Source organism: Bosea vaviloviae (assembly GCF_001741865.1).
Classification (GTDB): domain Bacteria; phylum Pseudomonadota; class Alphaproteobacteria; order Rhizobiales; family Beijerinckiaceae; genus Allobosea; species Allobosea vaviloviae.
Genome location: NZ_CP017147.1, coordinates 1,746,175 through 1,767,980 on the forward strand (window position 1 = coordinate 1,746,175; position 21,806 = coordinate 1,767,980).

Here is a 21,806-nt window from a genome sequence, read left to right on the forward strand (position 1 = left end):
TGCTCAGGCCGATAAAGCGGCTTGGGAAGCCTCGGCAACGATACCGGAGTACCCGCGGATGACCGCCGTGACCGACCACATGACCGTTCCCGGCGCTGCGCCCCAGCGAAAGACCCCCAAGGGCACCTTCGACATCATCTTCCGCAACGCCAGCTTCCTGTCGGCGCTGTTCGTCCTCGTCCTGCTCGCCGGCATCATGCTGTCGATGATCATGGGCGGCTGGCCGGCCTTCCGCGAGATGGGGCTCGGCTTCCTGACCTCCAGCGTCTGGGACACGCAGAACGACCAGTACGGCGCCTGGCCCGCCATCGTCGGCACCCTCTCGACCGCCCTTCTGGCGCTGGTCATCGGCGTGCCGCTGTCGCTGGGCATCGCCGTCTACCTGACGCAGCTCGCACCGCCCTGGTTCAAGCAGCCGGTCTCGACCGCGATCGAACTCCTCGCCGCCGTGCCCTCGATCATCTACGGCATGTGGGGCCTGTTCGTCTTCGTGCCGCTGTTTGCAGCCTATGTGCAGGTGCCGCTCTCCAACATCGTCGAAGGCCTGCCTATCGTCGGCACGGTGCTGTATTCGCGCTCGCCCTCCGGCCTCGGCATCCTCACGGCCGGCATCATCCTCGCCTTCATGATCATCCCCTTCATCGCCTCGATCACCCGCGACATGCTGGACCAGATTCCGTCCGTGCTGCGCGAGAGCGCCTACGGTATCGGCGCGACCACCTGGGAGGTGGTGCGCCATGTGCTGGTGCCGCAGGCCGGCGTCTCGATCATCGGCGCGATCATGCTGGGCCTCGGCCGTGCGCTGGGCGAAACCATGGCGGTGACCTTCGTCGTCGGCAACGCCAACCGGCTCTCGGCCTCGATCATGGATCCCGGCTCGACAATCGCCTCGCGCATCGCCAACGAGTTCAATGAGGCCATGGGCCTGCAACTCAATGCGCTGATCGCGCTGGGCTGCATCCTGTTCTTCGTCACCTTCGTCGTCCTCGTCATCGCGCGCATCCTGGTGTCGCGCGTCAAAGCCTACTGAGCGAGCCCGGTCATGAGCCTGACGACACCCTCCACCGTCCGCCCGCTGCCCCATGCCGAATGGGGCCGCGTCCGCCAGTCGCGCCGCACGGCCGATAAACTCATGCGCATCATCGCGGCCGGCTTCACCGGCCTTGCGATCTTCGTGCTGTTCTGGATTCTCGGCATGCTGATCGTGAAGGGCGTCGGCGGGTTGTCCGTCGCGACCTTCACGCAGATCACGCCGGGTCCCGGTTCGGAGGGCGGCGGCCTCGCCAACGCCATCGTCGGCTCGATCGTGCTGACCTTCCTCGGCATCGTGGTGGCGACGCCGATCGGCGTGCTCGCCGGCACCTATCTCGCCGAATACGGCAAGGGCTCGAAGCTCGCCGACCTGATCCGTTTCATCAACGACATCCTGCTCTCGGCGCCCTCGATCCTGATCGGCCTGTTCGTCTACGTCATCATGGTCGAGCCTCTGGGCGGCTATTCCGGCTGGGCCGGCGGCGTGGCGCTCGGCATCATCGCGATCCCGGTCATCGTGCGGACCACCGAGGACATGCTGCGCCTGGTTCCGGGGCCGCTGCGCGAGGCCGGCTCGGCGCTCGGCGCGCCGCCTTCCGTCGTGATCACCTCGATCACCTGGCGGGCGGCCAAATCCGGCATGGTCACCGGCATCCTGCTCGCTCTTGCCCGCATCGCCGGCGAGACCGCGCCGCTGATCTTCACCGCGCTGAACAACAATTTCTGGTTCTCGCCCTCTCTCTCGGGCGGCGTTTCCAACTTGCCGGTGACGATCTACCAGTTCGCCTCGGCGCCTTACGAGAACTGGCAGCAGCTCGCCTGGGCCGGCTCGCTGATCATCACCATGTCGATCCTGGTGCTCTCGCTCATCGCCCGCCGCATCGTGCGCGGCTCCAAGTAATCCGTCGCTTCAAACAATACGTCGCTTCTGACATTCGTCGCGTCCGATCCGAAGGAACCCTTCGATGCTTTCGACCCTGGAACTGAGCCCGCAATCACTCGACGCCGATGCCCCCGTCCGGATCGCGGTCAAGAACCTCGATTTCTACTACGGCGAGCACAAGGCGCTGAAGAGCGTCAATCTCGATTTCCGCGACCGCCACGTCACGGCGCTGATCGGCCCCTCGGGCTGCGGCAAGTCGACCCTGCTGCGCATCTTCAACCGCATCTACTCGCTCTACCCTGAGCAGCGCGCCACCGGCGAGGTCATCCTCGACGGCCGCAACGTCATCTCCAACGATGTCGACGTGAACGAGTTGCGCTCGCGCATCGGCATGGTCTTCCAGAAGCCGACGCCGTTCCCGATGTCGATCTACGACAATGTCGCCTTCGGCATCCGGCTCTATGAGAAGCCGCCGAAGTCGGAGCTCGACGATCGCGTCGAGGGCGCGCTGCGCCGCGCGGCGCTCTGGGACGAGGTCAAGGACAAGCTCAAGGCCTCGGGCATGGGCCTGTCGGGCGGCCAGCAGCAGCGCCTGTGCATCGCGCGCACCATCGCGCAGAAGCCGGAGGTGATCCTGTTCGACGAACCGACCTCGGCGCTCGATCCGATCTCGACCGGCAAGATCGAGGATCTGCTGGAGCAGCTCAAGACCGATTTCACCATCGTCATCGTCACCCACAACATGCAGCAGGCGGCGCGTATCTCGCAGTATACCGCCTTCATGTATCTTGGCGAGGTGATCGAGTTCGCGCCGACCAACACCATCTTCATGAACCCGCACAAGAAGCAGACCCAGGACTATGTCACCGGCCGCTTCGGCTGACTGTCGAACCCTGTTTTCGCTTCCAGAGGATCCGCCGCGATGACCGACCATATCGTCCGCTCCTACGACGCCGAACTCGAGGCGCTGCGCCGCAGCCTCGCCGAGATGGGCGGCATGTCCGAGCGCATGCTCGGCGATTCCACCGTGGCGCTGGTGCGCCGCGACACCACGCTCGCCCAGAAGGTGATCAGCGCCGACCAGCGCCTCGACAACCTGCAGCGCGATGTCGAGGAGCGCGCGGTCCTGACCATCGCGCGGCGCCAGCCGCTGGCGAACGACCTGCGTGAATTGATCTCGGCGATCCGCATCGCTGCCGACATCGAGCGCGTCGGCGATCTCGCCAAGAACATCGCCAAGCGCGCGGTCGCGATCTCCGGCCAGTTCCAGCCGCCGCATCGCGCCGTGGTCGGGCTCGAGCATATGAGCCGCCTCGTCCAGGCCCAGCTCAAGGACGTGCTCGACGCCTATGCCGCGAGCAACGAACAGAAGGCCATGGAGGTCTGGCGCCGCGACGACGAGATCGACGCGCTCTACACCTCGCTCTTCCGGGAATTGCTGACCTATATGATGGAAGATCCGCGCAACATCACCTTCTGCACGCATCTCCTGTTCTGCGCCAAGAACGTCGAGCGCATCGGCGATCACACCACCAACATCGCCGAGACGATCCATTATCTCGTCACCGGCGAGTCGCTCGATCTCAACCGCCCGAAGCTCGACACCACCGACATCAATGTCGAGGCGGTGACGGGGAGCTGATGGAATGAACGCACCGGCACCTTTCCCGTCAGGGTCGTCCTCGGGCTTGTCCCGAGGATCATCCCGACCATCCACGTCTTCGCCGGTCGAGACCTGTGTTCAAGACATGGATGCTCGCCACAAGGGCGAGCATGACGGTGTGTGTCGGCTGAATGCCAAGAACGGAACCGAGACATGCCCGCACGCATCCTGATCGTCGAGGACGAGGAGCCGCTCACCCTGCTCCTGCGCTACAATCTCGAAGCCGAGGGCTTCGAGGTCGACAGCGTCGCGCGCGGCGACGATGCTGAACTGCATCTGCGCGACCACACGCCCGACCTCGTCCTGCTCGACTGGATGCTGCCGGGCCTGTCGGGCATCGAGCTCTGCCGCCGCCTGCGCACGCGCCGCGACACCGAGCGCGTGCCGATCATCATGCTCACCGCCCGCGGCGAGGAGACCGAGCGCGTGCGCGGCCTCGCCACCGGTGCTGACGACTACGTGGTCAAGCCGTTCTCGCTGCCTGAACTGATCGCGCGCATCCAGGCGCTGCTGCGCCGGGCGAAGCCTGGCCATGTCGCCGGGCTGCTCGCGGCCGGCGATCTCGAGCTCGACCGCACGACGCGCCGCGTCCGCCGCTCCGGCGCGGAATTGCATCTCGGCCCGACCGAATTCCGCCTGCTCGAATTCCTGATGCAGGCGCCTGGCCGGGTCTATTCCCGCGCACAACTCCTCGACGCCGTCTGGGGTCGCGACGTCTATATCGACGAGCGCACGGTCGACGTTCATGTCGGGCGCCTGCGCAAGGCGATCACGCCCGGTGACGCCAAGGACCCGCTGCGCACCGTGCGCGGCGCGGGCTACGCTTTCGACGAGACTTTCGCGCGGGGCTGAAAGCGCGCGTCATTCTCGGGTTTGACCCGAGAATCTCCAGCCGCATGAAGCGCCATTCGGTTCGGCATGAGATGCGCGGGTCAAGCCCGAGCATGGACGATCGCGCTTGACCCGCGCGCCCGCCGGCCCCAAGCCCTCCCGATGCAAAACAAATCCATCGCGATCATCGGCGCAGGCCCCTCCGGCCTGATCGCCGCCGAGCGGCTGTCCGCCGCCGGCCACGCCGTTACGGTCTATGACCGCATGCCCTCGCCGGCGCGTAAATTCCTGCTTGCCGGCCGCGGTGGGCTGAACCTGACCCATTCCGAACCGCTGGATCAGTTCCTGACGCGCTATCGCGGCGCGCAGGCCTGGCTCGAACCGGCGATCCGCGCCTTCCCGCCCCAGGCTTTGCGCGATTGGGCCGACGGTCTCGGCGCCGACAGCTTCATCGGCACGAGCGGGCGCGTCTTTCCCAAGGCGATGAAGGCCTCGCCTCTGCTGCGCGCCTGGCTGCGCCGGCTGGAAGGGCAAGGCGTGACATTCGCTCCGGGCAGGCTCTGGACCGGCTGGAGCGCCGATGGCGCGCTCGCCTTCCAGACCCGCGACGGCGGGGTCGAGACGATCCGGCCCGGCGCGACCTTGCTGGCGCTCGGCGGCGCGAGCTGGCCGCGCCTTGGCTCAGATGGCGGCTGGGCGCCTCGACTCGTGGAGCGCGGAGTCACCGTCGCGCCGCTGCTGCCGGCCAATGGCGGCTTCACGGTGGCCTGGTCGGCGACGATGCGCGAGCGCTTCAGTGGCGCGCCGTTGAAGCGCATCGTCATTCGCTTCGGTGAGCGTCAGGCCACCGGTGAGGCGATGATCGATGCCGACGGTATCGAGGGCGGCGCGGTCTATGCGCTCTCGGGCCTGCTGCGCGAGGCGATCCTGCGCCAGGGCAGGGCGGCGGTCACGCTCGACCTGCGGCCCGACATGGAGACCGCCCGCCTCGTTGAGCGTCTGGCGAAGCGTCGCAAGGGCGAGACGCTGAGCAACCATCTGCGCAAGGCGGCGGGCCTGTCGCCGGCTGCGATCGCGCTCCTGCGCGAGGCGAGCCCGCGCTTGCCTGAGGACGCAGCGGCCTTGGCGGCGCTGATCAAGACCGCTCCCCTCACACTCACCGGCCTCGCCCCGATCACGCGGGCGATTTCGAGCGCCGGCGGCATCGAAGCTGGTGCGGTCACCCCCGATTTCATGCTGAAGGCATTGCCCGGCGTCTTCGTTGCCGGCGAGATGCTGGACTGGGAAGCCCCGACCGGCGGCTACCTGCTGCAGGCCTGCTTCGCCACCGGCATCGCGGCGGCGGCGGGGCTGGAGGCTTGGCTGGCGCGAGGGTAAGCTGAGCAAGAAATCTCGCTCCAGAACCTCCACGTCATCCTGGACAAGCGGCGGAGCCGCGTAGCTCCGGGATCCATCGTAGAGCCAGGTCCGTCAAAGGATCGGCCCTCCGATGATCCCGGCGCTCCGCTTCGCTTCGGCCAGGATGACGGCGTGGTTCCGGGAGACATCTGGCTCCGGGAGACATGGGACAAGCGAGTGCGCTTCTCCCGCCTGCCCCTAGGTCTGCCCCTTCGTCACGCGTCGTGAGGTGAGGCCACCCCGCGCTCGCGGTCCCGGGCCCGCTCGTAGATGGCGCCGAGATCGTGGCTTACCAGCATGACGGCGTCCTGGCTCAACGGCTTGGCCTGGATCGCCCCATTGGTCAGCAGGAAGAGCTGCACCAGCGCCGAGCGCCCGGCATCGTCCAGGCCCATGACCTGAGTCAGCAGCCAGAGATCGTCGGGGAGGTCGAAATGGGACGCTGCTTCCAGCAGCGGGGTGTAGCCCCGGTGCCGTTCCATCAGCGTCATCAGGGTCGCCAGCGCGTTTCCGAGGTCTTGCCGTTCCTCGGAGGATAAGGCCGAATAGCTGTGCTCGTCATACATGGTTGGTTCGCCTTTCCTCGGTGATGTGCGGCCCATGCCGCCGGTCGACCAATGTCGGGGCCGCAATCCGTTTGAATGCCAGCGTGTTGCGCCAAGCCTCTTCGGTCACGCTGATCATCGTGCCGATGCAGGACATGCCGTCGATCATCGTCGGCAGGCCGAGCGGTTTGACCTCCCAGCCGAGCTCCAGGAAGCGCGGCATCCACCAGGTTTCCATCACGACGGTGATCGCGCTGAAATGCTGCTCCAGGCAGTATTCGAGAATGCCGGCGAGGACGGTGTGCAGCACGGTGGATTCGCGGCCGCGATACTCGGGAACCACGAAGATCCGGGTCCATTCTACGATGTCGGGGCCACGCTGGAGGCCGCGGATATTGGCGAGGTAGGGAAAGACCTCGCTCATCAGATGCGGGCCGAGCGTCGGCACGAGGCGGGAGCCCCCGATGACCTTGCCCTCCTTCAGCGCCAGCAGATAGACCGCGTCGTCGGTGTCGAACTGGTCGACCTCGCGTCCGTCGGGGCGCTCCAGCTCCATCCAGCGGCGCTCCTCGACATAGATGCGGTGCCGGATGCGGAAATGTTCCTCGATCTGGTCGGCATAGAGCCGGCGATTGGAGGCGTCGATGATGTGAATCATGAGTTCTTCCTCAGCGGCGTGAGGAAGAATTTTCTGCCGATCCGCGCCGGGCGGAATCCCGGTTTTCCGGGAGTGCCAGCGCTTTCGTTGGGCTGTAGACTAAAGTTGGATCTCGCCGCGCAGATGCGCCTCGACCACCGTGCGCGTGCGGCCCCGGGCGCCGAGCTTGCGGGCAGCGTTCTGGTAATGCGCCTCGACGGTTCCGGCGCGGATATTGAGCACCTCCGCGACGCCCTCGGTCGATTTGCCGACAGCCATCCAGGTCAGGACCTCGCGCTCCCGCACGGTGAGGCAATGGCCCTGGGTGCCGTGCATGGCGGCCTCGGCCTTGGCATGGGCATAGAGCGACATCAGGTGGATGGCGGAGCGGGACTGCCGCGACAGGTCGGGCCTGTCGCCGGCCATGGTGACGACGGCCTTGAAGCCGTCCTCATTGTGGATCGGCACGCAGAAGCCGTGGATCATCTTGAAGTCGCTGGCGCGCCGCATGATCTCCTGCTGGCGCGCGCTGGCGACCTCCTGGCGATAGACCTCGTCCCAGACGAACGGGTTCGTCGTGGTCTTGCAATGCGCCGCGATCGGGTCGTCATCGGCATAGTTCTGCCGGACATAGAGCTCGAACCAGCCGTCGGGCCAGCCATTCAACAGCACGAGCGGGGCGATCCTGTCGCCGGTCTCCGGCAGGCCGGTGATCAGGAAGGCGTGGAAGCCGAAGCTGGCGAGCTTGTCGCGCAGTGAGGAGATGATCGTCTGCGGGTCGTTGAGACGCGTCAGCACATCGATGAAATCGAGCGCGTCTCGTCCGGTGTCGAAGTGTTGTCCCGACATGACGGTCCCCAATGGCCGCATTATAACCGTATTGTTGCAGCGCGTCTCGGGGAGTCAATGCCTTCAGCAAGACCGAGCCTTTAGGCGGGGCCGGCTCTGCGCGTAAGGCACGGAGGCGCGCCGCACGGCCATCTTCTCCTGCCATCTCCTGTCAGCTATGCGGCCTGCCATGCGCCTTGCCCTCTCGCGCTTGGGAGGCTTCCGTCCCATATTGCCGCCATGTCCAAAACTTCCGCCCCTGACGCCAAAACTTCCGCCCCTGACGCCAAGACGAAGCCCGCGAAGAAGCCGGCCAGCGCGCGCACGCCTAATTCCAAGGCCTCGCGCCAGGAATTGAAGCCGCTGGAAGGCTATCTCGCCGATCTGCTCAACCCGGCGATCAACCGCGGCAATGCGGTCCCGGGCGGCGCCGCCGGCTTCAGCGACCAACCGCAGGCCGGTTACGAGCCCGAGGCCCGGCCCGGCGACGGCGCTCCCAAGCGCAAGATCGGCAAGAAGGCCGATTCCGCCTTTGACGGCGTCGAGGGCGAGACCGCCGCGAGCCTGACGGCGCAGTCGCTGCAGACGCTGCTGGAGACCGGCAGCCCCTTCATCGATCCCGGCAAGGCCTGGACGCCGCATCGCCCGCCGCGCCCCGATAAATCCGAAGGCGGCATCCGCTTCCGGATGAATTCGGAATACGAGCCCGCCGGCGACCAGCCGACCGCGATCGCCGATCTCGTCGACGGCATCTCGCGCCAGGAGCGCGACCAGGTGCTCCTGGGCGTCACCGGCTCCGGCAAGACCTTCACCATGGCGCAAGTCATCGAGAAGACGCAGCGTCCCGCGCTGGTCCTGGCGCCGAACAAGACGCTGGCCGCGCAGCTCTATGGCGAGTTCAAGAGCTTCTTCCCCGACAACGCGGTCGAGTATTTCGTCTCCTATTACGACTACTACCAGCCCGAGGCCTATGTGCCGCGCTCGGACACCTTCATCGAGAAGGAAAGCTCGATCAACGAGCAGATCGACCGCATGCGCCACTCCGCCACGCGCTCGCTCTTGGAGCGCGACGACGTCATCATCGTCGCCTCGGTCTCGTGCATCTACGGTATCGGTTCGGTCGAGACCTATACGGCGATGACCTTCGGCATCAAGCTGGGCGAGAAGATCGAGCAGCGCCAGCTCATCGCCGATCTCGTCGCCCTGCAATACAAGCGCACCCTTGGCGATTTCGTCCGCGGCTCCTTCCGCGTGCGCGGCGATGTCATCGAACTCTTTCCGGCCCACTATGAGGACCGCGCCTGGCGCATCGGCCTGTTCGGCGACGAGGTCGAGCAGATCTCGGAGTTCGACCCGCTGACCGGCCAGAAGACCGCCGACCTCGAATTCGTCAAGGTCTACGGCAATTCGCACTACACCACGCCGCGCCCGACGCTGACTCAGGCCGTGAAGTCGATCAAGGAGGAGCTGCGGGGCCGCCTCGACGAGCTCAACAAGATGGGCCGCTATCTCGAGGCGCAGCGGCTCGACCAGCGCTGCACCTTCGACATCGAGATGATCGAGGCCACCGGCTCCTGCAACGGCATCGAGAATTATTCGCGCTATCTCACCGGCCGCAAGCCGGGCGAGCCGCCGCCGACCCTGTTCGAATACCTGCCCGACAATGCGCTGGTCTTCACCGATGAGAGCCATGTCACCGTGCCGCAGATCGGCGGCATGTATCGCGGCGACTTTCGGCGCAAGGCGACTTTGGCGGAATACGGCTTCCGCCTGCCCTCCTGCATGGATAACCGGCCGCTGCGTTTCGAGGAATGGGACGCGATGCGCCCGCAATCGGTGCATGTCTCGGCCACGCCGGGCAGCTGGGAGATGGACCGCACCGGCGGCGTCTTCACCGAGCAGGTCATCCGCCCGACCGGCCTGATCGACCCGCCGGTCGAGATCCGCCCGGCAAAACATCAGGTCGCCGACCTCCTGGACGAGATCAAGGAGGTCTCGGCCAAGGGCTACCGCACCCTGGTCACCGTGCTGACCAAGCGCATGGCGGAGGACCTGACCGAGTATCTCCACGAGAACGGCGTGCGTGTTCGCTACATGCACTCCGACATCGACACGATCGAGCGCATCGAGATTCTTCGCGATCTCCGCCTTGGAGCGTTTGATGTTCTCGTCGGCATCAACCTGCTGCGCGAGGGCCTCGACATTCCCGAATGCGGTTTCGTCGCCATTCTCGACGCCGACAAGGAGGGTTTCCTGCGCTCCGAGACCTCGTTGATCCAGACCATCGGCCGCGCCGCCCGCAATGTCGACGGCCGCGTCATCCTCTACGCAGACCACATCACCGGCTCGATGGAGCGGGCGATGGCCGAGACCTCGCGCCGCCGCGAGAAGCAGGAGGCCTACAACGCCGCCCACGGCATCACGCCGCAATCGATCAAGCGCGCCATCGGCGACATCCTGGGCTCGGTCTATGAGCGCGACCATGTCACGGTCGATGCCGGCATGGGCACGCCGGTCGCCGGCCACAACTTCAAGGCGGCCCTGGCCGATCTCGAAAAGCGCATGCGCGAAGCCGCCGCCGACCTCGAATTCGAGACCGCCGCGCGCCTGCGCGACGAGATCAAGCGCCTCCAGGCGACCGAGCTCGCCATCTCCGACGACCCGCTCGCCCGCCAGGGCGACGTCGAGGCCTCAGCCGGCAAATACAAGGGCGAGCGCAGCTACGGTGCCAACGCCAACCTGCCGACCCGGGCGCGCAAGCCGACCGATGCGGATATGGGGCCGCATAACTGGGGCGGCGGAGAAGCCAAGCCGGTCGCCCGCCCGAAGAAGCCGACGCTCGACGAGATGGGCCCAAGGCCGGATTCGCGGCCGCTGGGGGCGGGAGAGGGGAGGGGGAAGCGGCGGGGGAGGCGGTGAATGAGGTTAATTATTCGATGTAGTCTCGACAATGGCATCAACAAAAAAATTGAAACTTGGTGATATATTTCTATTTTTTTCAACTAATGGAGCTATATTGTCGGCCCAAACTGATTTCATCCTGCCTATTTCAACAAAATTTGTTTTTTTGAGAGCCTTTGCGCCGCCGGGATATACGACATCAGCGAGTTTCTCCCAAGTTCCACATATTGAGTCTTGTACATAGGTCGCAAGGATTGCCTTGTTGGCTTTGGGGTAAGCGGATAAAAGCGCTCGTTGGTCGCCCAATAACCACGCTTCACCTTCTTCAATGGCAAGGCAAATTTTGTATTTTGGGACGGGATGGCATACGTTAATTGAATTATTTATTTCCTTCAGAAAATCAACCATTACGCGATCGTCTAGATCGCAAACGATAAAAACAAATCGAACATAGTCATCAGAATCATCTTTAAAGGACGTTGCGTATCCTTGCATAAGACGTGGTAGCTGATCTAGTAATATCCGCTTGCTCGCATCAGAACTGGGCTTCAACCCTTTGGGAATTCGACCGATTCCTTTATAGGCGATGACCCTGTAACTAAAATCTCCGGCGAGATTTGGCAGAATCGCATCCAACGCCCTTTTGCCGGATATGTCTTCGACTAGAAATTCGATGTGAAGCATGTTCAATCCAGATAATCGCTATACCATAGCCCGCCCAATGGGAGGCCTTCAGCCACCATGTTACTAACGATATCTATGTCGCTGGCTCGCCTGACCGAAGATAGTCCGTCTTCTCCCTTCTCCATTACCCAGACTTCGTTCGGCGCGAGCGCATCAACAAAATACGGCTGGTGCGTTGTTACAAATATCTGCGAGGTATCTTTCTTTCCAGTCGCGTGGGTACGAAATTCAACCGCCAGAGATTCAAGCAATTTATGGTATAATCCATTTTCTGGCTCTTCAATGCATAAAAACGGAGGGGGCTCTGGGTCTTCTAAGAGTAAAAGATAAGCAAATATCTTGAGTGTACCATCGGACATTTGTTGAGCGAAGAACGGGTCATCGAAGCCTTTGTCATTAAATCTGAGGAGAAGGCGGCCATCTTCAGTTCTGTGGGTGTCTATCTTTTCGATGGCTGGTATTTTTTTGGATATACGAGATAGTATCTCCCTAAAGCGTCGAGGATGCTCTCGCTCTAGAAACTGGACCACGTTGCCCAAATTGTCGCCGTGTACATTCAGGTGCCGCTGGGGGCCCGCCATTGGCAGGCCCCGCGCGGCATCGGGAGTAAAATAGCTGAGATGCCAACCCTCGATAAACCGCCGAAATGCCGCGATTCTCGGGTGCTGCTTTAGTGAACCTAATGTGGATATGCCAAGGCGTCGCGAATCGTCGAGTTCAACCAGTTCAGTTTCAGTAGTTTCTTCCCCAGAATTGCGAGACACGATGTTCAGCACGTCATCGAACGAGAGATTATTCTCTTCTTCTTTCAGCCCGACCTCCTCTCCCTTCCAAGCAACTCCACGGCCCGAGTTCAGGATCAGAAATGAGAACGGCCACCCATTTGATTGCCCTCTGCGTCGCTGTCTCAAGCGCTCGCTCATAACATAGGGTCGCCCGCCAGAGTCGGTATCTATGGATATTTCATAAGTTATCGGTCGAGATTGAAGGTCTTCTTTGTAGTAAATGTCAAATTGTATTGGTTCTATTGCGCCTTGCGTACGAATTCGATCAAATCCACCGCGGCCGTGCTGATCACATGCTTCTTCAACACCAAGTCTCAAGCAATCAGACAGGAATCCGAATGCATCGAAAAGCGTGCTCTTGCCTACCCCATTCTTCCCTATTACAGCAGTAAGGGGCGTAAGTGGGTCTTGATCGCGCAAATTCCACAGTCGACCTAGCGTGACATCTTTAAGTGCACGATAGTTGCGAACGCGAAAGCCTTCGATGCGGGCCACAGTTTTACCTCAAAGCGATTAATTCTAAATCTCGATACCTACCATATCAATTTTGGCTGCGCTGCCAATGGCGAGCAATACGAAGATCGCTTCAAGGCACTTTCTGCTCGATGCGCGCGAGGCGCTGGACCTTCCTACCACAATGCGGCGGTTGTCGCCGTGCTCGTCACCTTTCGGGTTCGGCTATATTCGGCAGGAAAGGCGCGGGGAACCCTTCTCCTGTAAGGAGAAGGGCAGGGATGAGGTGTTGGCCCCTGGACCAGTAACGCGCAAAGCCAACCGCGTGCGGCGGTGAGGGCTCGTCCCTTCCGGATAACGGCCTACACCTCACCCTGCCCTCTCCTTACAGGAGAGGGTTCTCTGTCGAGGCTCCGCCACACTCCAATATAGGCGCGGGGAACCCTTCTCCCGGGTGCGAGAAGGGCAGGGATGAGGGCCCGCCGCTGATGATTGAGGCGTGCCGGAGCCGTCGCATCTTCTACTGAGACGGCACACCCTCATCCGCCCCTGCCGGGGCACCTTCTCCCATCCGGGAGAAGGAAGATGGCGTCGCGGCTCCCGCACCATCCCCCAAAAACGAAAAAAGGCCCGGCCTTGCGGCCGGGCCTTCCATCAAAGCTGGAGCTCACCAGCGGTCGCGGTCGCGGCGGCCATGGGCCGGGGCCCAGGGCGGCGGGCCGCCACGGTGGCGGCCATAGCCGCGATCATAGCCGCGATCGTGATGGCGGTAGCCGCGCCGCGCCTGCATCTCCTGGGTCCGCTGAATCTCCCACATGCGATGCTCGCGGTTGTGCCTGGTATAGGTGACTTCGACCTTGTCGAGCGCGCTTGCGCCGGTGAAGGCCTCGCTCGCTGCCGCTGGTGTCGCGGCCGCTCCCAGCGCAATGGCCGCGGCGATCAGAAATTGACGCATGAATTCCTCCCGGGTTTTCTCGATGCCGCAATAGAGCAGGCCAAGTTGAAACAGATGCTGAACGAAAAGGTTCACTGCCGTTCATGTTGGGAGCGAGCCTTACGCCTCCGGCCCGCCCTCGATCTCGCTCGCCCAGGCCAGCGCCGCGTCGAACTCCGCCGGCTTGAAGCATTTCACCTCGACATGCGGAATGATCGGGTTGGCGATCGCCGCGAAGCTCTCGATCCAGCCCTTGTCGGTGACCACCGCCTCGCGCGGAAAGCGTTTCAATCGTCGCACCATGCTGAGCCCATAGCGCACATCTTTGAGCCCGGCCCGGAAGGTCATGTCCTCGAAGCCGGTCAGATCAGCCAGGATGCCGAGCTTTTCATGGCGGGACAGCCGGTCCTCAAGATCGGCGACGACGCCGTCGAGATCGGCCTCCGTCAGCGTGCCCGTCAGGCGATAAGCGGCGACATGGTCCGGCGCGGCGAGAATTTCGAACATGATGGCCTCCCCAAGAGAAAGGGAAACGCGCCGGCGCGCGAGAGGTTGCGTGGGGCAGGCAAAGGAAAGGGCGTCGCGGTTCCGGCAATATTCCGTGATCGACATCGGGCGGTGGAAAAAGAAAACAATAAGTCGAGATCTAAATAAAAACGCCAAGTCCATGTCGAGGTGTGGCGTTCAGCTTTCCAATAAGAACATTTTTCTTCGTATCGTAGAATTAATGGAACGAAATTATCGCCGAATTGTTCTTCCCGCTATGGGCCATTCGGTTCATCAGGGAGAAAAACAATGTTCAAAACCACCCTTACGCTTGCTGCTCTCGGCTTCGCGCTCGCTCTGTCGCCGGTCCAGGCGCAGACTGCCGCGCCCGCAACACCTGCGGCGCCCGCGATGCCCGTGACCTGCACCCAGGCCGAGTTGACCAAGCTGGATACCGACGCCTCCAAGCTGACGGACGCGACCAAGAAGACCGCGGCCACGAAGGAAATGACCCTGGCCAAGGAGATGCTGGCCAAGAAGGACATGAAGGGCTGCACCACCCACATGGACAACGCCATGAAGCTGATGCCCAGCAAGAGCTGAGCCCGAGGCGGGCCCTGCCAGCGGCTCGCCGGCACATATCCAGGAAGCGCCCCGCGATCGCTCGCGGGGCGCTTTTTTCTGTGCTTCAGCATCGCCCTGCCGTCGTGGTCGGGCTTGACCCGGGTATCTCGGAAGAGGCGCGGGGATGACTTTCCCTTCTCCCCTCGGGGGAGAAGTGGCAGCGCATAGCGCTGACGGATGAGGGCAGTCTTGTTTCGGCTCGCTCCCTTCCCTCATCCGACCCGGCTCCGCCGGCCCACCTTCTCCCCCGAGGGGAGAAGGTGGCAGCGTGTCCTGCCTGGATAGATTGGTGACAGACGAGCCCGGATAGAAGGGTGACAGTTTTTCCCTGGATAGTTGGGAGGGCTGGACCATGCCGTGGCGAGAGAGCTGTGCCATGGACGAACGGGTGCGTTTCATAGCCGACTGGCTGGCGGGCGACGTGTCGATGACCGAGCTTTGCGAGGTTTACGGGATCAGTCGCAAAGCTGGGTACAAGTGGCGGGCGCGCTATGAGGCTGAGGGCGCGTCGGGGCTTGCGAACCGGTCATCGGCGCCGCTTGCGCACGGGCTGGCGACGCCTGCGCCGTTGGTGGAGAAGATCCTGGACCTGCGACGGGCGCGGCCGAGCTGGGGTCCGCGCAAGATCGTGGCTAAGCTTGAGCAGCTGCATCCGGACTTGTCCTGGCCATCGCATTCGACGGCGCACGAGATCCTCAAGCGCCAGGGCCTGATATCGGGCCGCCGCCTCCGACGCCGTCCCCCGCCCCGGCTGGGCGCGCTGACCACACCCGAGCGGCCGAACCACGTCTGGGCTGTGGACCACAAGGGTTGGGTCACCCTGGGCGACGGCGAGCGCTGCGAGCCGCTGACCCTGGCCGACAGCTACAGCCGCTTCGTCCTGGCGGTCTCGGCGGGCGACGGCGTCCACACCGCCCAGGCCAAGCCGGTCATGCAACGCGCCTTCCAGGTCTATGGCCTGCCCGAGGTCATCCGTTCCGACAACGGCCCGCCCTTCGCCTCCACCAGCGCCTCCGGGCTCAGCGCCCTGTCGGCCTGGTGGATCAAGCTGGGCATCCAGCCCGAGCGCACCCGGCCCGGTTCTCCTCAGGAAAATGGCCGCCTCGAACGCTTCCATCTCACCCTGCTGGAAGCCATGCGGCCCGCTTCACTCAACCGCGCCGCCCAGGCTCAGCGCCTGGAAGCCTTCCGACGCGACTACAACCACGAACGGCCCCATCAGGCCCTTGGCCAGAAGCCCCCCGCCAGCTTCTACAATCCTTCGCCCCGGTCCATGCCCGACAAACTTCCCCAACCCGACTACCCGTCCGATCGAACCATCCGCAGGGTGCGTAGCAACGGCGAGATCAAGATCGAGGGCCGCCTCGTACAGATCTGCTCCGCCCTCAAAGGTGAGCCCGTAGCCCTCGAAGCGACAGAGCACGGCTGGTGCGTCTGGTTCTACAAACAACCCATCGGCCTCATCGACCACCAAGGCCAGAAACTGTCACCAATCTACCCAGGCTAAATTGTAACCAACCTATCCGCTGGACAGGCGCGGGGGCGACTGCCCCTCACCAACTGCCGCGGAAACGCCGGCGGGGTTTTGGCGGGAGTTCTTCCCTTCCCCCCTGGCGGGGGAAGGTGGATCGGCGCAGCCGAGACGGATGAGGGGGCGCAGTGAGCTTTCCAACCAGCCGAACACGACGCCAACCGGAAAGCGCACGGCGCCCCCTCATCCGCCCCTGCCGGGCCACCTTCTCCCGCGTCAAAGTCGGCTGTTGCCGACTTTGACACTTTGGGTTGCCAATCTCGGGCAAGCCCGAGATGGGTGGGAGAAGGAGAAACCTCACTTCAACGCCGCAATGATCATCAAAAACAACAGCACCAGCGCGATCTGCTTCAGGCTCCAGTTCAATCGCGTAAGGGCCTCGGCTACCGTCTCCTCCGGCTCCTCGTCGGCCTGCGCAAATGTGGGCGAGGCGGCGGCCGCGCTCCAGCCGATGCGCTCGACCAGGCCGCGCGCCGGGACGCTGCCCTCATCGTCCGGCGCCGGCCCGAGCCGCCAGGCAACGGGGCGCTCAGTGGGGGCATCGCGCTCCGCCTCGTCGAGCCAGAGGCTCGTCGTCGCGACGAGGGAGAGCTGACCGGCGCGATCGGCCTCGACGTCCTGCTTCAGGGCGGAGAAGATCTCGTTCGGCAGCCACAGTGTCGCGTGGTAGCCTGGCTCCTCGCCGCCATGGGCGAGCACGAGCAGCATGCGCGTCGCCATGCCGCCCTCGGGCAAGGGCCGGATCGCGAGCGGCATCTCGCCGGCTTCCTCGCTGAGGCCAGCCCGGCCGAGGCTGTCCTCGGGCAGTTTTGCGCGGGCGGCGATGCGGCTGTCATTGGCCAGCGCGCCGTCACGCAGCGCATAACCCGAGAGCGCGGCAAGCCCGCTCGCCTCCAGCGTGAGCCGGCGCGCCGGCGCTTGCACGAAGTGGCCGGGCAGGCCGGCGATGACCATCCGGCCATCCGTGATCGTTGCGCGCTGCGCTGTCGACAAATCCATGGGCCCCGCGCCGTGTTCGCAGGCGAGGATAGAGCATCGGCCCGAAAAGTGGGAACCGGTTATTCGGGATAAGCCGATGCAAGCTGTAGCAAATCGCTGCTGACACGGTCGCGCCATCTCGTCGGGCTATGGTGGCGGAAACCACAAGACCAGGGAGAACACCATGTCGGACGAGCTCGTGCTCTACACCAACCCGATGTCGCGCGGCCGGATCGCGCGCTGGATGCTGGAGGAGGTGGGCGCGCCCTACCGCGCCGAGATCCTGGGTTTCGGCCCGCCGATGAAGGGCGCCTATAAGGCGGTCAATCCGATGGGCAAGGTGCCGGCGCTGAAGCATGGCGACATGGTCGTCACCGAATGCGCCGCGATCTGCGCCTATCTCGCCGACGCCTTCCCGCAGGCCGGCCTCGCGCCGGAGCCCGGCAGCAAATTGCGCGGCCCCTATTACCGCTGGCTGTTCTTCGGCGCGGGGCCGACGGAGGCGGCGGTGAGCAACAAGGCGCTCGGCTTCGAGGTGCCCGCCGACAGGGCCCGGATGATCGGCTATGGCAGCTTCACCGACGTCATGGACACGCTGGAGCAGGCGGTGACGGCGGGTGAATATCTGCTGGGCGACCGTTTCAGCGCGGCCGATGTCTATCTCGGTTCGCAGATCCTCTGGGGCCTGCAATTCGGCTCGATCGAGAAGCGCCCGGCCTTCGACGCCTATGGCAAGCGCATCTCCGGCCGCCCGGCGGCGCTGCGGGCCGACGAGATCGACGATGCCCTGATCGCGGAGCAGCAGAAGCAGGCCTGAAGCGTTTTCGCGAAGTGGGCACCGGTTCGCGGGAAGAAAACGCGTTCAGACAAAGCAGCTGGAGCAATTGCTCCAGCGCGCTTCCCGCTCGGTGCATGACGCGCTGCAGCAAAGCCGGGTTGTCCTGCGTTTGATGAGGGCATAAAACTCGGCGCTCTAAGGGGCAATCGAGCTTTTCCAAATCCGCCCTGCGCGGATCAGCGCCCGCACAGGCTGACATGACCGTAATCGCTGACCCCGCCTTGCCGCGCCACGGCATGAGCTTCCGTTCCTTCGTGACGCTGACCGCCGCCTTGATGGCGGTGAACGCGCTCGCGATCGATTCGATGCTGCCGGCTTTGCCCGAAATGGCCGAGACGCTCGGCATCATGGAGGCGAATCACCGGCAATGGATCGTCACCGCCTATCTGCTCGGGTTCGGCGTGGCGCAGATCGTCTACGGCACGCTTTCGGACCGCTTCGGCCGCAGGCCGGTGCTGCTCTTCGGCCTCGGGCTCTATGTGCTGGCGAGCATCGCGGCGGCCTTCGCCGGCTCCTTCGAGGCGATGATGTGGGCGCGTATCGTCCAGGGAGTCGGCGCGGCGGCGACGCGCGTGCTCGCGGTCTCGATCGTGCGCGACTGCTATTCCGGCCGCGACATGGCCCGCGTGATGTCGCTCGCCATGATCGTCTTCCTGGCGGTGCCGATTCTCGCTCCCTCGATCGGCCAGGCCATCCTCTGGGTCGCGCCCTGGCGCTGGATTTTTGGCGTGCTGACGATCTTCGGCGCCTCGGTGATGCTCTGGGCCGCGTTCAGGCTGCCCGAGACGCTGCATGAGGAGGATCGCAAGCCGATCGAGTTTCACAGCGTCGTCGCAGCCTTCCGCACCACGCTGACGACGCGCGTCGCGGTCGGGTACATGCTGGCGATGGCCTTCGTCATCGGTGGGCTGTTCGGCTTCATCAACTCGGCCCAGCAGGTCTTCGTCGATGTCTTCGCGGCGCCGCAGCTCTTCACCATCATCTTCGCGCTGATCGCGGGCTTCATGGCGGTGGCCTCGCTGGTGAATTCGCGCATCGTCGTGCGGCTCGGCATGCGCCGGGTCTCGCATGCCGCGCTGCTGGGCTATATCGCCTTCACCGGCACGCATGCGCTGGTCGCGCTGACGGGGCATGAATCGCTCTGGAGCTTCACGGCCCTGCAGGGCGGCGCGATGTTCTGCTTCGGCCTGCTGGCGCCGAATTTCGGCGCGCTCGCCATGGACCCGCTCGGCCATGTCGCGGGCACGGCCTCCTCGGTGCAGGGCTTCGTCACCACGGTCGGTGGCGCGCTGATCGGTTTCTATATCGGCCAGCATTTCGACGGCACGGTGGTGCCGCTGACGCTGGGCTTCTCGCTGTGCGGGCTGGCCGCGCTGGGGATCGTGCTGGTGGCCGAGAAAGGCCGGCTGTTTCGGCCGGCGCCAGGTCGCACCTAACAAGAGGTCGCAGCTGACAAGAAGCCGCTGCGGAAATCGGGCCATTGGGGCTGGCCTTTGCCCTTCGACCGCCGCCTCTTGGCGACGGGCATGCCGGGAATCGTCTTCAGTCCTGGTAGATCGATAGAGATTCGCATTGGCTCGGGAAGCGACGCCGCCGATCGGCCTCCCGTCTAGGGGTTATCTCACGCAGTCTTGAGATTGACCGCCGAGGACTTGCCGGTCTTGCGGTCGGCCTCGAGATCGTAGCTGATCTTCTGACCTTCGTTCAGGCCGCGCATGCCAGAGCGCTCGACCGCGCTGATATGCACGAAAACATCGCTGCCGCCCTGGTCAGGCGTGATGAATCCGTAGCCCTTGGTTTCGTTGAACCATTTCACGGTACCCGTGCTCACGTGCTGTTCCTTCAGTCTCAGTTCAGGCCGGCACATGCCGACCCGGCCTTACTGTAGGGGGCAATCCGCTATGGTTGCAATGATGCGCCGCAAAACGCCCTTGCGCCGGTCTTTGCGATGTCGCAGATGCAGCCCCGTCCCGAGAGTCGAGGCCCTTGCCCCGCACGCCCCGCTCCCGCATGAACGGCAGGGGAAATATCGCAAGGAGCCCCGAGCCATGACGAATTACGTGATCGATCCGCCTGCCGTCACCGCGGTGCCGGTCGCCGGCGGCGGGCTCTTCCCCGTGCGCCGGGTCTTCTGCGTCGGCAGGAACTATGCCGAGCATACCCGCGAGATGGGCGGCGATCCCGATCGCGAGGAGCCGTTCTTCTTCACCAAGCCGGCCGACGCGCTGCTGATCAACGGCGCCGACATGCCCTATCCGACCAAGACCGGGGATCTGCACCACGAGATGGAGCTGGTCGTGGCGATCGGCACCGGCGGGCATGACATCCCCGAGGCCGAGGCGCTGAACCATGTCTATGGCTACGCCGCCGGGCTCGACATGACGCGGCGCGACCTGCAGGCCGCCGCCAAGAAGACCGGCAAGCCCTGGGACATGAGCAAGGGCTTCGACCTGTCGGGGCCGATCGGCGAGATCGCGCCCGCGAGCCATGTCGGCCATCCCAGCGCCGGCAAGATCGAGCTCGTCGTCAACAGCGTGCCTCGCCAGAGCTCGGACCTCGCCAAGATGATCTGGAGCGTGCCTGAGACGATCGCCTATCTGTCGGGCCTCGTCGTGCTCGCGCCCGGCGACCTGATCTTCACCGGCACGCCCGAGGGCGTGGCAGCGGTGGTCCGGGGCGACGTGCTCGAGGGCGAGATCGCCGGCGTCGGCAGCGTCCGCACCCGCATCGTCTGAGAGCCGAATCGAAGTCCATCGACACAGTCCATTCGAAAGCCAAAACCATGAGCCTGACCCCCGACGCCAGCGGCGTCTTCCCGATCGCGCCGACGCCGTTCAATCCCGACGGCACGATCGACTGGACCTCGACCGAGCGCCTGTTCGAATTCTACGACGGCATTGGCTCGGATGGCACGACGGTGCTCGGCATCATGGGCGAGGCGCCCAAGCTGGAGCCGGAGGAATCGGTCCGCATCGTCAAGATCGCCGTGGCCAGGATGCCGGGCAAGCCGGTCATCGTCGGCGTCTCCGCGCCCGGCTTTGCCGCGATGCGCTCGCTGGCGCGCCAGTCGATGGAGCTCGGCGCCGCCGGCGTGATGATCGCGCCGCCGCCATCCCTGCGCACCGACGACCAGATCACCGGCTATTACGCCCAAGCCATCGAGGCGATCGGCACCGACATCCCCTTCGTCATCCAGGACTATCCGCTGACGCTCTCGGTGATCATGACGCCGGCGGTGATCCGCAAGATCGTCATGGACCACTCCTCCTGCGTGATGCTGAAGCATGAGGACTGGCCGGGGCTGGAGAAGATCTCGACGCTGCGCAAGTTCCAGGCCGAGGGCTCCTTGCGGCCGATCTCGATCCTGACCGGCAATGGCGGCATGTTCCTCGATTTCGAGATGGAGCGCGGCGCCGACGGCGCGATGACCGGCTACGCTTTCCCGGAATTGCTGATCGACGTGGTCAAGCTTCAGAAGGCCGGAAGCCGCGACGCCGCCCACGACATCTTCGACGCGCATCTGCCGCTGCTGCGCTATGAGCAGCAGCTCGGCGTCGGCCTCGCCGTGCGCAAATACACCATGATGAAGCGTGGCATCCTTGCCAGCGACGCCCAGCGCAAGCCGGGTTCGTCGATCTCAGCCAAGGCGAAGACCGAGGTCGATTACCTGCTGGCGCGCGTCGCCAAGGTCGATCCGCGCGCCAAGGTGTGAGGTTCCAGCCGTCATGCTCGCCCTTGTGGCGAGCATCCACGTCTTGACCACGGACTTTGACCA

Annotated in this window: 22 protein-coding genes; 13 read left to right on the top strand and 9 right to left on the bottom strand. The window is 64.1% G+C overall.

Annotation, left to right across the window (positions count from 1 at the left end; translation table 11 throughout):
* Nucleotides 1-58: 58 nt before the first annotated feature.
* The 6 genes from pstC to BHK69_RS08170 all read left to right on the top strand — a co-directional run bounded on the left by pstC (nt 59) and on the right by BHK69_RS08170 (nt 5,786).
* Complete coding sequence (gene pstC / locus BHK69_RS08145; RefSeq protein WP_069689656.1) at nt 59-1,030, top strand: phosphate ABC transporter permease subunit PstC; 972 nt, start codon at nt 59-61, stop codon at nt 1,028-1,030.
* Between the two features lie 12 nt (nt 1,031-1,042).
* The gene (gene pstA, locus BHK69_RS08150; protein WP_069689657.1) at nt 1,043-1,933 is read left to right on the top strand and encodes a phosphate ABC transporter permease PstA; all 891 of its coding nucleotides are present in this window, start codon (nt 1,043-1,045) and stop codon (nt 1,931-1,933) included.
* 64 nt (nt 1,934-1,997) lie between these two features.
* Complete coding sequence (gene pstB / locus BHK69_RS08155; RefSeq protein ID WP_069689658.1) at nt 1,998-2,798, top strand: phosphate ABC transporter ATP-binding protein PstB; 801 nt, start codon at nt 1,998-2,000, stop codon at nt 2,796-2,798.
* A gap of 39 nt (nt 2,799-2,837) precedes the next feature.
* Entirely contained in the window at nt 2,838-3,557 is a 720-nt protein-coding gene (gene phoU, locus BHK69_RS08160; protein ID WP_069689659.1) for a phosphate signaling complex protein PhoU, read from the top strand.
* 174 nt (nt 3,558-3,731) lie between these two features.
* On the top strand, nt 3,732-4,430 hold the full coding sequence (gene phoB, locus BHK69_RS08165; protein ID WP_069689660.1) for a phosphate regulon transcriptional regulator PhoB: 699 nt from the start codon (nt 3,732-3,734) through the stop codon (nt 4,428-4,430).
* 141 nt (nt 4,431-4,571) lie between these two features.
* Entirely contained in the window at nt 4,572-5,786 is a 1,215-nt protein-coding gene (locus BHK69_RS08170) for a TIGR03862 family flavoprotein (protein ID WP_069689661.1), read from the top strand.
* Nucleotides 5,787-6,022: 236 nt separating this feature from the next.
* On the opposite strand, the gene BHK69_RS08175 is transcribed toward BHK69_RS08170, so the two are convergent.
* The 3 genes from BHK69_RS08175 to BHK69_RS08185 all read right to left on the bottom strand — a co-directional run bounded on the left by BHK69_RS08175 (nt 6,023) and on the right by BHK69_RS08185 (nt 7,838).
* Entirely contained in the window at nt 6,023-6,373 is a 351-nt protein-coding gene (locus BHK69_RS08175) for a hypothetical protein (RefSeq protein WP_069689662.1), read from the bottom strand.
* Nucleotides 6,366-7,010 (bottom strand): acyl-homoserine-lactone synthase, encoded by a 645-nt coding sequence (locus BHK69_RS08180; RefSeq protein ID WP_069689663.1) that lies wholly within the window; start codon nt 7,008-7,010, stop codon nt 6,366-6,368. Before BHK69_RS08180 ends, BHK69_RS08175 begins: the two co-directional genes overlap by 8 nt.
* 99 nt (nt 7,011-7,109) lie before the next feature.
* On the bottom strand, nt 7,110-7,838 hold the full coding sequence (locus tag BHK69_RS08185; RefSeq protein ID WP_069689664.1) for a helix-turn-helix transcriptional regulator: 729 nt from the start codon (nt 7,836-7,838) through the stop codon (nt 7,110-7,112).
* Nucleotides 7,839-8,057: 219 nt separating this feature from the next.
* Here BHK69_RS08185 and uvrB point away from each other — a divergent pair, with 219 nt between their 5' ends.
* Entirely contained in the window at nt 8,058-10,736 is a 2,679-nt protein-coding gene (gene uvrB / locus BHK69_RS08190; RefSeq protein WP_083269197.1) for an excinuclease ABC subunit UvrB, read from the top strand.
* Between the two features lie 6 nt (nt 10,737-10,742).
* Here uvrB and BHK69_RS31335 read toward each other — a convergent pair whose 3' ends face one another.
* From BHK69_RS31335 to BHK69_RS08200, 4 genes are all read right to left on the bottom strand, one after another.
* The gene (locus tag BHK69_RS31335; RefSeq protein ID WP_083269198.1) at nt 10,743-11,402 is read right to left on the bottom strand and encodes a hypothetical protein; all 660 of its coding nucleotides are present in this window, start codon (nt 11,400-11,402) and stop codon (nt 10,743-10,745) included.
* Nucleotides 11,403-11,404: 2 nt separating this feature from the next.
* On the bottom strand, nt 11,405-12,682 hold the full coding sequence (locus tag BHK69_RS31340; protein WP_083269199.1) for an AAA family ATPase: 1,278 nt from the start codon (nt 12,680-12,682) through the stop codon (nt 11,405-11,407).
* Nucleotides 12,683-13,307: 625 nt separating this feature from the next.
* Complete coding sequence (locus BHK69_RS08195) at nt 13,308-13,595, bottom strand: hypothetical protein (RefSeq protein WP_148663353.1); 288 nt, start codon at nt 13,593-13,595, stop codon at nt 13,308-13,310.
* Nucleotides 13,596-13,694: 99 nt separating this feature from the next.
* The gene (locus BHK69_RS08200; RefSeq protein ID WP_069689666.1) at nt 13,695-14,081 is read right to left on the bottom strand and encodes a SpoIIAA family protein; all 387 of its coding nucleotides are present in this window, start codon (nt 14,079-14,081) and stop codon (nt 13,695-13,697) included.
* A gap of 288 nt (nt 14,082-14,369) precedes the next feature.
* Between BHK69_RS08200 and BHK69_RS08205 the strand changes: the two genes are divergently transcribed.
* Nucleotides 14,370-14,663 carry a hypothetical protein gene (locus BHK69_RS08205; protein WP_083269200.1) on the top strand — a complete coding sequence of 98 codons (294 nt, stop codon included), beginning with the start codon at nt 14,370-14,372 and terminating at the stop codon, nt 14,661-14,663.
* A 397-nt stretch (nt 14,664-15,060) separates the two neighbouring features.
* Nucleotides 15,061-16,191, top strand: a complete 1,131-nt coding sequence (locus tag BHK69_RS08210; RefSeq protein WP_199578988.1) for an IS481 family transposase — start codon at nt 15,061-15,063, stop codon at nt 16,189-16,191.
* Between the two features lie 321 nt (nt 16,192-16,512).
* Here the strand turns inward: BHK69_RS08210 and BHK69_RS08215 are convergent, their stop codons facing one another.
* Entirely contained in the window at nt 16,513-17,214 is a 702-nt protein-coding gene (locus tag BHK69_RS08215) for a hypothetical protein (protein WP_069689667.1), read from the bottom strand.
* 163 nt (nt 17,215-17,377) lie between these two features.
* On the opposite strand from BHK69_RS08215, the gene BHK69_RS08220 reads away from it, so the two are divergent.
* Both BHK69_RS08220 and BHK69_RS08225 read left to right on the top strand, forming a co-directional pair.
* Nucleotides 17,378-18,010 carry a glutathione S-transferase family protein gene (locus tag BHK69_RS08220; RefSeq protein ID WP_069689668.1) on the top strand — a complete coding sequence of 211 codons (633 nt, stop codon included), beginning with the start codon at nt 17,378-17,380 and terminating at the stop codon, nt 18,008-18,010.
* Nucleotides 18,011-18,228: 218 nt separating this feature from the next.
* Nucleotides 18,229-19,467 carry a multidrug effflux MFS transporter gene (locus BHK69_RS08225; protein ID WP_244548439.1) on the top strand — a complete coding sequence of 413 codons (1,239 nt, stop codon included), beginning with the start codon at nt 18,229-18,231 and terminating at the stop codon, nt 19,465-19,467.
* A 185-nt stretch (nt 19,468-19,652) separates the two neighbouring features.
* Here BHK69_RS08225 and BHK69_RS08230 read toward each other — a convergent pair whose 3' ends face one another.
* On the bottom strand, nt 19,653-19,862 hold the full coding sequence (locus tag BHK69_RS08230) for a cold-shock protein (protein ID WP_054210450.1): 210 nt from the start codon (nt 19,860-19,862) through the stop codon (nt 19,653-19,655).
* 217 nt (nt 19,863-20,079) lie between these two features.
* On the opposite strand from BHK69_RS08230, the gene BHK69_RS08235 reads away from it, so the two are divergent.
* Nucleotides 20,080-20,766 (top strand): fumarylacetoacetate hydrolase family protein, encoded by a 687-nt coding sequence (locus BHK69_RS08235; protein ID WP_069689669.1) that lies wholly within the window; start codon nt 20,080-20,082, stop codon nt 20,764-20,766.
* Nucleotides 20,767-20,813: 47 nt separating this feature from the next.
* On the top strand, nt 20,814-21,743 hold the full coding sequence (locus BHK69_RS08240; RefSeq protein WP_069689670.1) for a dihydrodipicolinate synthase family protein: 930 nt from the start codon (nt 20,814-20,816) through the stop codon (nt 21,741-21,743).
* The last annotated feature ends 63 nt before the right edge of the window (nt 21,744-21,806 follow it).